The following is a 12,590-nucleotide window of genomic DNA, read 5'->3' as shown; positions in this document are numbered from 1 at the left end:
TGGTCAGGGAGACGCTGATCGATCATCCGCGCCTTCAGAGTTGCTCCGACAGTGCGTCGATCTGCGCAAGCAGGCCTGCGGCGGAAGCTTCGTCCGGCATGCGCCAGTCACCGCGCGGTGAAAGGCTCACCGAACCGATCTTGGGACCTGGTGGCAGGGTGGTTCGTTTGAACTGCTGGGAGAAGAAGCGCTGCACGAAAATACGCAGCCAGCGTTGAATGACTTCGGGCGGATAGGAACCGGCGAATGCCACCGTGGCGAGTGCGAATATTTTCTTCACGCCGGCCCCGTTGCGCAGAAAGTGGAACAGAAAGAAATCGTGAAGTTCGTAAGGTCCGATAATCTCTTCGGTACGCTGCACGATGGCTCCCGTCTGCTCAGCGCCTTGCCCGGGTTCGATGAGTTCGGGTGAAATCGGAGTGGCGAGTACCCGTTCCAGGACTGCGGCCAGGGCGTCATTGGCGCGATGCACCGCATACCAGCGCAGCAGGTAAGCCATCATGGTTTTCGGGACGCTGGCGTTGACGTTGTAACTCGCCATGTGGTCGGCGTTGAACGTACACCAGCCGAGGGCGAGTTCCGACAGATCGCCGGTGCCGACCACCAGTCCGCGTACCTTGTTGGCATGATTGAAAAGAATCTGGGTGCGCTCCCGGGCCTGTGCGTTCTCGAATACCACATCGGTGCGGTCGGTGTGACCGAGATCTTCCAGGTGCTGCTTCACCGCAGCGGAGATGTCGATTTCTTTCAGTCGCACACCGGCGGCCCGGGCCAGCTGGTGTGCCGTGTGCAGGGTGTGTTCGCTGGTGCCGGGGCCCGGCAGTGTCAACGGATGCAGGGCGTCGAGAGGCTCCTCGAGTTTTTTCAGCGCATCGAGGCATACCAGGAAGGCCAGTGTGGAATCCAGTCCGCCGGACAGGCCGATGACCAGTTCGCTGCCGCCTGTTGAGAGCATGCGCCTGGCCAGCCCGGTGGCCTGTATGTTGAGAATCTCGCTGGCCCTGGCGTCCAGTTGTGCCTCGTCCGCCGGCACGAAAGGATGGGCGTCGATGGGTCGCAGGAGTTCGGGCAACTCCGCGACTTTCGTACCCATCCACACCCGATGGTAACCCTCAGGACGGCGGGCATTGGCGAAGGTGCTGTTCTGCATCCGGTCGTGGCGCAGTTTCTGCACGTCGAATTCGGTGATGAGCACACTGGTGCTGAAACTGAACCGTTCGCTCTCCGCGAGAATCACACCGTTTTCCGCCGCCAGCAGATGTCCACCGTAGACAACGTCCTTGGTGGATTCCAGCGGGCCGCTGCCGGCGTAAAGATAACCGCAGATGCCCCGGGCACTGGCCATGCGCACCAGCTCGCGACGGTATTCGGCTTTGGCGACGAGTTCGTTGCTTGCCGACAGATTCACGATGAGCTCCGCACCTGCCAGAGCGTGACGGATACCGGGTGGTTCCGGTGCCCAGAAGTCCTCACAGATCTCTATCCCGAAGCAGACGCCGGCGATCTCGAAGAGCTGCCGGTGGTCAACCAGCACCGGGTCTGCTGCGTCGATGAGTTCATGCACACCGGCACCCGGGGCGAACCAGCGACGGTCGTAGAACTCCCCATAGTTGGGGTGCTCGGATTTCGGTACGAGGCCACGCAGGCGGCCGTCGGAGAGTACGGCCGCACAGTTGAGAAGACGACCGTCGCGCAGACGCCAGGGCACACCGACGACGGCGGCGATGTCTGTGCAGGCCGTGGCAATGGTGGCCAGCGCGGTGAGCGTGCGCTGGTGCAGATCGTCACTGAAAAACAGATCCTCGCAGGTGTAGCCGGTTACAGACAGTTCCGGAAACAGGGCGAGGGCAACAGCCTGCTGCTGCAGCGCGTTCAGCTGCTCGACAATCCGGGTTGCGTTCGCTTCCGGATCTGCGAGGTGCAGTGCAGGGGCGATCGAAGCGACGCGCAGGAAACCGAGTTCGCCGAAATCAGTCGCCCTGTGGCGGGGTTGAGCTGGATTCATCGATGAATTCTACACCGGTGTCGGACCCCGTGGTTCTACCGACTCGCCTTTTCCAGAGGAGTTGGCCATTATTGGCGGCTCGAATTTATCGGTAAGGAATGTCATGAACTTCGAGTTTTCTGAAGAACAGAACATGCTGCGCGAACAGGCGCAGGGGTTTCTGGCGGACAATTGCCCGCCCGGGCTGGTCCGCAAGGTCCTGGATGGCAACAGCGACTACGATGCCGGCCTGTGGGGAAAAATCGCGGAAATGGGCTGGGCGGCCACGGTCATTCCGGAAGAATACGGCGGACTCGGCCTTTCCTACCTGGAGCTGTGTGTGATTGCCGAAGAGCTCGGCCGGGTGGTGGCACCGGTACCCTTTTCATCTTCGGTCTATCTCGCCACCGAGGCCCTGCTGCTCGCCGGCTCCAAAGCCCAGAAGGAGGAGTGGCTGCCGAAACTGGCAACCGGAGAGGCCATTGGTACCTTTGCCTTTGCGGAAGGCCCGGGGCGTCTCAATGCCAAGGAACTCACGACCAGGGTGAAGGACGGCAAACTCAGCGGCACCAAGATTCCCGTGGCGGACGGTGCCATCGCCAACTTTGCCATCGTGCTCGCCCGCCACTCGGGGGGTGACGGCGCCAGCCTGCAGCTGGTCACGCTCGATCAGGGAAAGAAGGTCGACATCGCCCCGGTGCAGACCCTCGACCCGACCCGGGGTCACAGCCGGGTGAAGTTTGCTGCTGCAAAGGCCCAGCCCCTCGGCCGGGCCGGGCACGGCATGCGTCTGCTCGACACCCTCCTCGATCGGGCGGCGGTACTGTTCGCCTGGGAACAGGTGGGGGGCGCCCAGGCGGCGCTGGAACAGGCCAAGGCCTATGCACTCGGCCGCTACGCCTTCGGTCGACCGATTGCTTCTTATCAGGCCATCAAGCACAAACTCGCCAACATGTACGTGAAGAACACCCTGGCGCGGTCCAACTGTTACTACGGCGCGTGGGCCCTGAATACCAACGCGGCCGAACTGCCGATTGCGGCCGCCACCGCCCGGGTATCCGCGATCCAGGCCTACTACTTCGCGTCGAAAGAGAACATCCAGACCCATGGCGGGATGGGCTACACGTGGGAGTTCGATTGTCAGTTCTTCTATCGCCGCTCGAAGGTGCTGAGTGTGAACATCGGCAGTGAAGGTCTCTGGCAGGACCGGCTGATCAGCGCGATCGAGGCAAGCCGGGCCGCATAAACGCACCCGCATCACGGCGTAAGAATATTTGAGTAGAGAATTTCAGGAGCAGCAGCATGGATTTCAGTGATACCAAGGAAGAAGCAGCATTCCGCAAAGAAGCCCGCGCATGGTTGAAGGCGAATGTGCCGAAGAAGAAAGAACTCAAAGGTCTGGGTTACATCGAGCAGGCGAAACTCTGGCAGAAGCGCAAATACGACGCGGGCTGGGCGTGCATCACCTGGCCAAAGGAATACGGCGGTCGCGGTGCCAGCACCATCGAGCAGGTGATCTGGAACCAGGAAGAATCGAAGTACGAACTTCCCGGCGGCGTATTCGGCATCGGCCAGGGCATGGCTGCACCGACCCTCATGACCTGGGCGGACGATGAGGCCAAGAAGCGCTACCTGCCGCGGCTGGCCAGTGGTGAAGACATCTGGTGTCAGCTCTTTTCCGAACCGGCCGGTGGTTCTGACCTGGCCGCACTGCGCACCAAGGCGGTGAAAGATGGCGATGAGTGGGTCATCAATGGCCAGAAGATCTGGACATCCGGCGCTCACTACTCGGATTACGGCATCCTGGTGGTACGTTCGGATCCCACCGTGCCCAAGCACAAGGGCCTGACTTACTTCTATCTGGACATGAAGTCGCCCGGCGTGGAGATCAAACCGATCAAGCAGCTGTCGGGTGATGCGAACTTCAACGAGGTGTATTTCACCGACGTGCGCATTCCGGACAGCCAGCGCCTCGGCGCGGTGGGGCAGGGCTGGCAGGTGTCACTGACCACCCTGATGAACGAGCGGGCGTCGATCGGCGCGGGTGGTTCCAACGTCGGTTTCGATTCGGTGTTCGAACTCGCATCCAGGGTGCAGATCGATGGCAAGCCGGCCATCCGCAGCGATGCGGTCAGAGCCAGGCTGGCGGACTGGTACTGCCAGGAAGCAGGTCTGAAGTACACGTCTTACCGCACCCTGTCGGCGCTGTCCCGGGGTGCGATCCCGGGTCCCGAGAACTCCATCGGCAAGCTGGTCGGAGCACCCAAGACCCAGGACATGGCCTCCTTCGCCATCGATCTGCTCGAGCAGTCCGGGGCGATCTGGGACGACAAGTTCGCCGAAGAAGCCGGCATCTATCAGGGCACCTACATGGCGATTCCGGGACTACGGATTGCCGGTGGCACCGACGAGATCATGGCCAACATCATCGCCGAGCGGGTACTCGGTCTGCCCCAGGATGTGCGGGTAGACAAGGGCATTCCCTTCAACGAGGTGCCGACCGGCAACTGATCGGGCTTGCCCCGAGCTCATCGAGGAACGCATCCACCCGTTGCTCGATCGCCTGCAGGGTATCCGGGAAGCTGGCAGCACCGCTGGCCGGGTCCGGCAGCGGCCAGTGCTGCCGCTGCGCCCTGCCCGGAAACACGGGGCAGCCTTCTGCCCCCTGCCCGCACAGGGTGATCACCCAGTCGATATGGGGCGCGAGCCGGAATTCGTCCCAGGACTTGCTGCGCTGCGCATCGAACTGCCAGGCGCGATCCTGCAGCAGCGCACGGGCGTCCGGATGCACCTTACCCGTCGGCTGACTGCCTGCGCTGTGTGCCAGCACCCGCTGCCCATCCAGTTCGGCGTCACGACGATTCAGCACCCCTTCGGCGAGAATGCTGCGGGCGGAATTGCCCGTGCACAGGAAGAGAACGCGCAGTGCGGGTTTCGGCCCCCAGGCAATTGCAGCGCGACTCCCGCTGCCGTAGCGGGGCAGGTCGTCCCAGACGTCGAAATCCGGCTCCCGCTCATCGAAGAGGACATGCCGTGTAGCGGAAAAGTCTGCCGGCCGATCCAGGGTACTCCGGTAGAGGTGGATCTCACCCGGATGGAACTCGGCCTCGTAGCTCAGTGCTGTGCCGCAGCGCTCGCAGAAAGCCCGCAGCACGGGGGGTGATGAGGCGAATTTTGGCGGTGCCGGCTCGAAGCTCACCTGACCCTGCGGAAATCCCACAAAAGTGGCAATCGGAGCACCGGTTGCGAGCCGACAGGATCGGCAGTGACAGTGGGCGATCCAGAGCGGATGCGGTCTGGCTGCGAACCGGTAGCGGCCGCACAGGCAGCCGCCGGTGATGAGCTCCGGGTCCGGGTCTGGTCGGGACTGCGCCATCAGTGGATTCTGGGGTGCGGATCTTCGGTCAGCCCGGTCAGCTGCACGGCTTTCTCGAGGATCCGGTGTACGAGCGCGTCCGCTTCCCGGGAGAAGCGGAAGCCCACGGCAGCGCTGGTGGAAAGGGCGAGTATGGGCGGCGCCAGATCGGTGTCGAGGCTCGCCAGATGCAGCGAGCGGCGGATCCGATCGAAATAGGCGCGCTGGGTGGCGCTGCCTTCCAGGGTCAGCTGCACGATCAGCTGATCGAGCAGCGGGCCGATTTCATTCCTGACTGCCGTCGCCTTGCCTGCCATTCGCGTCTCCTGTCAGTGCGGGTATTCTATGCGACGAATCGAAAATTCCCATAGGCGTGGAGAGCGGCTGGTGAATGTTCTGGTCTGGAACGAGTTTCTGCATGAGAAGCGCGATGAGGCGGTGCGGAGCATCTATCCGGATGGCATCCATGCGGCAATCGCCGGCCAGATCCGGACTGGACTGCCGGAGGCGGTGATCGGGACCGCCACCCTCGATCAGCCGGAACACGGGTTGACTGCAGCGCGTCTCGATACCGTGGATGTCCTGATCTGGTGGGGGCACCTCGGCCATGATCTGGTGGACAACGCGGTGGTCAGACGGGTGCAGGATCGGGTGCTGCAGGGCATGGGACTGATCGTGCTGCACTCGGCCCACCTGTCGAAGATCTTCACCCGGCTGATGGGCACCACCTGCAATCTGCGCTGGCGGGAAGCCGAAGACCGGGAACTGATCTGGTGCGTGGCGCCCACGCACCCCATCGCTCAGGGCATCCGCCAGCCGATCCAGCTGCCAGGCCATGAGATGTACGGCGAGTATTTCGACATTCCGGTGCCGGATGAGCTGGTATTCGTCAGTAACTTCAGCGGTGGAGAGGTGTTCCGCAGCGGCTGCTGTTTCCACCGCGGCAAGGGCCGGGTGTTCTATTTCAGTCCCGGCCATGAAACCTATCCGATCTATCACCAGCCGCAGATCGGTCGGGTACTGTGCAATGCCGTGCGCTGGGCACATCAGGCACAGCTGGCGGAGGTGGAGACGCGACACAGTCCGCAGTCACCGACGGGCTGGTTCATCGCGCCGGGAGCCGATTGATCAGAACCGGTACCGGAAGCCCAGCCGGGAGCGGGTTCCCAGCGCTGGAAATCCGATGGTTTCCTGGTAGTTCTCATCGAGTGCATTGTCGATCGCGAGCCAGAGGCGCAGATCCTCCGCAGGACGCCAGGATATCTCGACATCCACCCGATCGTAGCCATCGAGCGTCAGACCGGCCGTGGGCACGGATGAATCGAATGTCGAACCCACGTTCAGCCAGTCCGCACTGATTGTCACATCAGGTGCTATGTCCCAGGACGCGGACAGGCCGCCGCGCCACTCCGGTCGCTGACGCAGGGTAACGTCAGAGTTTGCGACGTCGATATCCACGTACGTCACATGCATGGTCAGATCGATCTGCGGTGCCGGTCGGGCGGTGGCGGTAAGTTCGAATCCCTGGGTGTCGACCTTGTCACGATTGATGTTGGTGAACAGATCGAAGTCGAAATCAATGAGATCCTCGTACTCGGCCTTGAATGCAGCGATGGTCAGATCCAGTCTGCCATCCAGGGCCGACTGGGAAGCACCCACCTCCCAGCTGGTGCTGGATTCCGGTCGCAGGTCAGGATTCCCGACCAGTGCATTACCCAATGCAAAAAAACTGGGGAGTTTGTATCCCTCGCTCCAGCTGGCGAACAGACGGGTGTCGCCGCGCTGATATTGAACTCCGATGCGACCTGTGGTTCTTGCGGAATGAGTGCTGGGATCGTCATGGCGAAGGGATGCGCTGAACAGGAAGCCAGCCGGAACCGCGGCGCGAAGCTCTGTGAACAGCCCGAGAATATCCCGATCCAGATCGAAATCCGTTGGTAACGAAAAGCCAGGGAAGAGCTCCACCTCGCCCTCCTGTCTGCCTCGCTCGTCCATGAAATCGATGCCGATGATTGTCTGCAGCCAGTCCGTGGCATCAAGGGTCGCGTTGGCTCCAAGTGAGGTGCGCTCGAGATCGGAGCCCGAGCTGTTGGGAGGCACGCCGCTCAGCACACCGGGGGCGATCCCCGCAGATACGTAGGTTTCATCATGCTCCAGATACCCGGCATCGAAGCTCAACAGCAGGGCCCCGGTTGCCGCCCACCGCGCTTTTCCTGAAATACTCAACTGGGACTGATCCCGTCGATCCGTGTTGCGCAGGACTGCAAGCTGCGGACCACCGCTGTCTTCTGGAAATGCCCTCGCGTCCGAATCCATGTAGCGGCCGGACAACTCCAGCTCCACCGTGTCGCCGGGTGCGCTGAACAGGCGACCTGTCATGGTCTGGCTCGAGAAGGAGTTGCCCTCGATCGCGTCGCCTTCGTCAGTCGCCGTTGCCGTGAGGTTTATCTGAGTGGATCTGCCCATGGCGGCATTCAGGAAAATCGAGCCCCGATAGAAGTCGTCTTCTCCAAGTTCGGCATCTATGGCCAGCTTCGATTCGCTGCTGGTTTCCCGGGTAATGATGTTGATCACTCCGGCGAGTGCGTCCGCCCCGTACACGGAGCTTAGCGCGCCACGAACGATTTCGATGCGCTCGACTTCCGCCAGATTGATCGTCGAGAAATCGAAGGACCCGCCCCGGGTGTTGTTCGGATCGTTGACACGCATGCCATCGATCAGCACGACTGTGAAATTTGCCTCTGCACCGCGCAGGTAGACCGACGAAATGCCACCACGTCCGCCATTCTCAGTCACCTGAAGACCGGCGACCGAGCGCAGCGCGTCGAGTACGTCGCGCGATTGCCTCGCTTCGAGCATGGCACGATCGATAATGGTCACGTGAGCTGGAATGTCGGTCGATGTGCCGTGCAGGCGGCTGCCGGTTACCACCACGGATTCAATCCCGGCAGATTCTGCGGCAGCGGCCGGCAGGGCCAGTGCAAGAACCAGAATTATGATGACAGTTTTCACTGCTGTGCTGCTACTTTGCCAGTGCCTGATTGAGCGAGATCACCGATCTTGCGGTGCACAGATGTGGATTTCCTTCCATCCAGCGCGGAGACAGATCATTGACCCAGGATCCATCGGCAGCCTGCAGACTGATGAGCTTGGCAGCCAGATTGTTGCGCCAGTTGTGCTCCACACCCTGGGTATCCACGACTGTAATCTCACCGAAGGCTTTCATGCTTTTAGCGAACGCGGTGTAGTAGTAGAAAAGACCCTGTTTGTCCGGTGCGCCGGGATTTTCGTCGAGGGTATAGTTCGCACGAATCCAGTTGTAGGCTCCCTGCACCCGCGGATCGCTGCGATCGGCGCCGGCAAATAAAAGGCTGATGAGTCCTGCGTGGGTGACCCCGCCGTAAGATCCCGTGCCGCCGTGTGGGCTGCTGCCGGGCATGTAGGTAAAGCCACCGTCGTCTTCCGCCCACTCCTGGTCATTGGTAGCGCTGAGGTTCTGCGACCGGGAGATGAAGATCAATGCCCGTTGCCAGACAGGATCATCCGCCGACAGTTTCGATCTGGAGAGTGCCTCCATCGCGAGATATTGATTCGACATGTCCGGGCGTTCATCACCACCATAGCCTATGCCGCCATAATAGCGGTGCTGCGGTGTATAGCCTTCGCCTTCGTCGATCTGGTGGCCGCTGAGGAAACGCTGGGCGTTTGCGATCACCTCTGCGTGAGCGGGATTGTCAGTGGCGACCAGAGCGGTGACCGCCACCGCGGTGTTGTAGCTGCGATTCTGGTTCGATTCGCTGATGGAACCATCGTCGTTGACGTAGCTGAGAATGTAGGAGATAGGTCGCGTGATGAATGGACCGTCCGTATCGTCGTAGCCGCGGTGGCTTTCGAGAAAGGCGCGCACTGCCAGAGCCGTGATACCCACGGAATCGGACCAGGAACCATCCGGGGCCTGTTGATAGCGGAGATAGTGCAGACCGGCATCTACCGAGCGGCCGGCGCGTTCGCGCAAAGCGGCATCCATGGGCTCGGGTGTGGCGGCAATTGCAGTCAGGCTGACCGGCAACAGCAACGTTGCGAGGAGGAGTTTCATGATCGTGGAAACCTCGGTTGTCGGTGGAGTGATGGTGTCGCCGGGACAGGCACTGCGCTGATTCCCAGGTTCTGCTGTGTTGCAGCCATTGATACTCCACCCTGTCGAAAGCAGTTAACTGTAAGGCAGGTATTGTGCCAGCTGCGTTGCCTGGTTTTGTAAGCCTAAGCCGTTGAATTAACAGATGTATGTGCTGGCGGTGTAGATTCGCACCGCGTGGTACAGGGTTTCTATCCGTGCAAACTGGTACAGGCGCTGTGCAGTACCTGTACAGCGCCTGCTCCAAGCGGTGCTTCGTTGCCCCCGGTAAAGGCGAACTATCCCTGGTGTTTTTTGCGCAGTGTAGTGCGGTTGATGCCGAGCAGACTGGATGCGGCGACCTGATTGCCGTCGCAGCGTCGCAGAGCTTCGTCGATCAGTGTCTGCTCCACCTGCTCGACGATGGTGCGATAAGGCGCAGTTACCCGGGGTGTTTCCTCGAGAAGTTCGGCCATTGCGGTGCGCACGGTCTGGTCGAGATGCTGCCGCACGGTGCCCTGGGGGTGAGGCTCCAGAAACGGCACGGGATCGAACTGCAGATCCTGCTCCGTGAGGATGTCGCCTCTGGCGATGAGCGCCGATCGTTTGACGGTATTTTCGAGTTCCCGGACATTGCCGGGCCAGGGATGTTCAAGCAGCCGAGCCATCGCCTGGGGTTCGATGCTCTGCAGTGTGCGGCCAAGGCTTGCGTTTGCCATGCGCAGGAAATGGCGGGCCAGTTCGGGGATATCACCACGGCGCTCCCGCAACGGCGGGATGTGAAGGTTGACCAGACTGAGCCGGTAGTAGAAATCGCTGCGCAGCGGTCGTTGCGCTGAGTCCGGCTGGTGCTGGCGATTGGTCGCCGCGATAATTCTGGCTCGCAGCGGAATCGATTCCGAACCCCCGACCCGTTCAAATCTGTGGTCCTGCAGGACCCTCAGCAGTTTTGCCTGGAGGTGCTGAGGCAGCTCCGAAATTTCATCCAGAAACAGGGTACCTGCCATCGCGGCCTCGAACTTTCCGATACGGCGTGTGTGGGCGTCGGTGAATGCGCCTTTCTCATGACCGAACAGTTCGCTTTCCAGCAGGTTCTCGGGTATCGCCGCGCAGTTGATTGCCACGAACGGCAGCTCGTGGCGGGGGCCATGGTGGTGGATTGCCTGGGCTACGAGATCTTTGCCGACGCCACTTTCTCCGGTGATGAGCACGGTCAGATCGTTGTCTGTGAGCAGTCCCATCATCTTGAACAGATCCTGCATCGGGCTGCTGCTGCCGATGATGTGGATCCGCTGATCTGCGACGTCGAAGGATGCAGCGGTGCTGGCCTCGGGTTCGCCGCGGGGTTGATGCAGCATGCGTTTGAGCTGGGCCCTGATCTGCGGCAGTTCCAGTGGTTTACCCAGGTAGTCGAAAGCACCGAGTTGCATTGCGCGCATGGCCGTCTGCACGGAGCCATGCGCCGTCATGATGATCACCGGTAGATCCGGCTCGTCGAGATGGATCTGCTGGAGGACGTCGATCCCTGACATGTCGGGCATCTGCACGTCGAGAAAGACTGCCTGCGGTCGATCACGACGGAAAACATCCAGCGCGCTGCGGCCGGTGGAGGCGATCAGCGGTGTGTGGCCTTCGGTCTTAAGCAGCAGGCTGAAGGCTTCGCAGATGGCACGTTCGTCGTCCGCGACCAGGATCTTCGCCATGGGTGACATATCAGGGTGACTGACGTGGGCAGAGAGTGTACCTCATCACCCGTCCTGCACCGGCAAGTGGATGGTGAAGCGGGCACCACCCAGGGACGGGCTGCGGTCAATGGCGATGGTGCCGCCATGCAGCTCGATGATCTCCCGGCAGACGACGAGCCCGAGTCCGAGACCATTGGGTTTGGTACTGGTTGTGCCGAAGTCACCGGCCGCGAAGAGATCGGCGGTGCGGAATTCTTTCGGGAAACCCGGACCCGAATCCTCGACCTGCAGCAGTACCTGCGCCTGATCTCTCGTGGTGGTGATCCGCACGGTGCCGCCCGCCGGCATGGCATCGGTGGCGTTGGTGAGGAGATTGAAAAGCACCTGTTTCAGGCGGGCGCTGTCGATTGCGATCGGTGCGATGGTCTCCAGTCGGGGCTGGAGTTCGATTCGGAGATGTTCGAACTGAGGCCCGATCAGAGTTATCACGTCCTCTACCACCGTACTGAGGTTTTCCAGGCGGGTTTCGATGACCTGGGGCCGGCCGATGGCGACCGTGCTGGCCACGATCAGCTCGAGGCGCTGAATTTCCGCGAGCAGCCGTCCGGCAAGCACTGCCTCGTCGTGTCCGTCGAGCCGCTCCTCGAGCAGCTGCAGCTGCAGTTTGATGGCGGTCAGCGGGTTGCGGATCTCGTGCGCTACCCGTGAGGTGATTTCGCCGAGGCTGGCGAGGCGATTTGCCCGTAACAGATCGCGTTCATAGTCGCCGAGTCGGGTGGTCATATCGTCCAGGGCCTGTGCCAGCTCGGCGATCTCCCGCACGCCTGGCCGCACCTTCCTGGGCACGCTGATTGGCTCCCGGCCGCCACCGGCAATGCTGCGCGCCATATCGGCGAGTTCGCGGATCGGTCGGGTGACAGCGCTGCTCAGGCGATGTCCCCACCAGGCAACCACAGCTACTCCGGCGAGGGTCAGGAGCCCGAGAATCAGGGCCGTGCGGCGGGCTGCGGATTGCACAACCGTCAGGGATGCCAGGCCTGCAACGTGGGTGTACTCGCTGGCGCGTCCGCTCGCGAAGGGTGCAATCACGATGGCGTGATCTTCGGTGAATTTCTGTTGCGGATGCGTTCTGCCGAACTCTACGATCCCTGCCAGTGTGGACCATTCGGACTCGCTGAATGTCGCCAGGCCGATAGTGCCGTCCGCGCGCAGCAGCGCGAAGTGAGCGTTCTGCAGAGCTCCGATCTGCACGAGCAGGTCGCGGGTGAATGGAAAGGTGCCCTGCGCGATGATTTCCGCAGCATGAGTAATCTGATTGTGCACCCTGTTTTCGAGGGCACCGGCGAGCAGACCGGAAGCCGCCCACCAGGCGACCAGCATGGCGATGACGAGTGTTGCCGAGAACGGCAGGAAAACCCGCAGGTAGAGACTGATGCCGGACTTCACTTGCGA

Annotated in this window: 10 protein-coding genes; 3 read left to right on the top strand and 7 right to left on the bottom strand. The window is 61.5% G+C overall.

The annotated features are described in order from the left end of the window. Positions 1-34 precede the first annotated feature (34 nt). Positions 35-2,005, bottom strand: coding sequence for an NAD(+) synthase (locus tag R3E82_17910; GenBank protein MEZ5552762.1), 1,971 nt, complete (start codon positions 2,003-2,005; stop codon positions 35-37). A gap of 103 nt (positions 2,006-2,108) precedes the next feature. Between R3E82_17910 and R3E82_17905 the strand changes: the two genes are divergently transcribed. Both R3E82_17905 and R3E82_17900 read left to right on the top strand, forming a co-directional pair. Next, complete coding sequence (locus R3E82_17905; protein ID MEZ5552761.1) at positions 2,109-3,230, top strand: acyl-CoA dehydrogenase family protein; 1,122 nt, start codon at positions 2,109-2,111, stop codon at positions 3,228-3,230. Positions 3,231-3,286: 56 nt separating this feature from the next. After that, a complete protein-coding gene (locus tag R3E82_17900; GenBank protein MEZ5552760.1) occupies positions 3,287-4,495 on the top strand; it encodes an acyl-CoA dehydrogenase family protein in 1,209 nt (402 codons plus the stop codon). Here R3E82_17900 and R3E82_17895 read toward each other — a convergent pair. Together R3E82_17895 and R3E82_17890 are read right to left on the bottom strand one after the other, a co-directional pair. Continuing rightward, complete coding sequence (locus R3E82_17895; GenBank protein MEZ5552759.1) at positions 4,470-5,360, bottom strand: GFA family protein; 891 nt, start codon at positions 5,358-5,360, stop codon at positions 4,470-4,472. The two genes, R3E82_17900 and R3E82_17895, sit on opposite strands and share 26 nt — an antisense overlap. Further along, positions 5,360-5,656: a hypothetical protein gene (locus tag R3E82_17890; GenBank protein MEZ5552758.1), complete on the bottom strand. Its 297-nt coding sequence runs from the start codon at positions 5,654-5,656 to the stop codon at positions 5,360-5,362. Before R3E82_17890 ends, R3E82_17895 begins: the two co-directional genes overlap by 1 nt. A gap of 70 nt (positions 5,657-5,726) precedes the next feature. Here R3E82_17890 and R3E82_17885 point away from each other — a divergent pair, with 70 nt between their 5' ends. Further along, complete coding sequence (locus R3E82_17885) at positions 5,727-6,467, top strand: ThuA domain-containing protein (protein ID MEZ5552757.1); 741 nt, start codon at positions 5,727-5,729, stop codon at positions 6,465-6,467. Here R3E82_17885 and R3E82_17880 read toward each other — a convergent pair whose 3' ends face one another. From R3E82_17880 to R3E82_17865, 4 genes are all read right to left on the bottom strand, one after another. Further along, the gene (locus R3E82_17880; protein MEZ5552756.1) at positions 6,468-8,351 is read right to left on the bottom strand and encodes a TonB-dependent receptor; all 1,884 of its coding nucleotides are present in this window, start codon (positions 8,349-8,351) and stop codon (positions 6,468-6,470) included. A 10-nt stretch (positions 8,352-8,361) separates the two neighbouring features. Continuing rightward, positions 8,362-9,435, bottom strand: coding sequence for a prenyltransferase/squalene oxidase repeat-containing protein (locus R3E82_17875; protein ID MEZ5552755.1), 1,074 nt, complete (start codon positions 9,433-9,435; stop codon positions 8,362-8,364). Between the two features lie 317 nt (positions 9,436-9,752). Then, complete coding sequence (locus R3E82_17870; protein MEZ5552754.1) at positions 9,753-11,156, bottom strand: sigma-54 dependent transcriptional regulator; 1,404 nt, start codon at positions 11,154-11,156, stop codon at positions 9,753-9,755. A 45-nt stretch (positions 11,157-11,201) separates the two neighbouring features. Beyond that, positions 11,202-12,584, bottom strand: a complete 1,383-nt coding sequence (locus R3E82_17865) for a HAMP domain-containing sensor histidine kinase (protein ID MEZ5552753.1) — start codon at positions 12,582-12,584, stop codon at positions 11,202-11,204. Positions 12,585-12,590 lie beyond the last annotated feature (6 nt).

This window comes from Pseudomonadales bacterium, from assembly GCA_041395945.1.
Lineage (GTDB): Bacteria > Pseudomonadota > Gammaproteobacteria > Pseudomonadales > Azotimanducaceae > SZUA-309.
The sequence above is the reverse complement of the archived record's forward strand: the minus strand, read 5'-3'. Positions and strand labels throughout refer to the sequence as shown.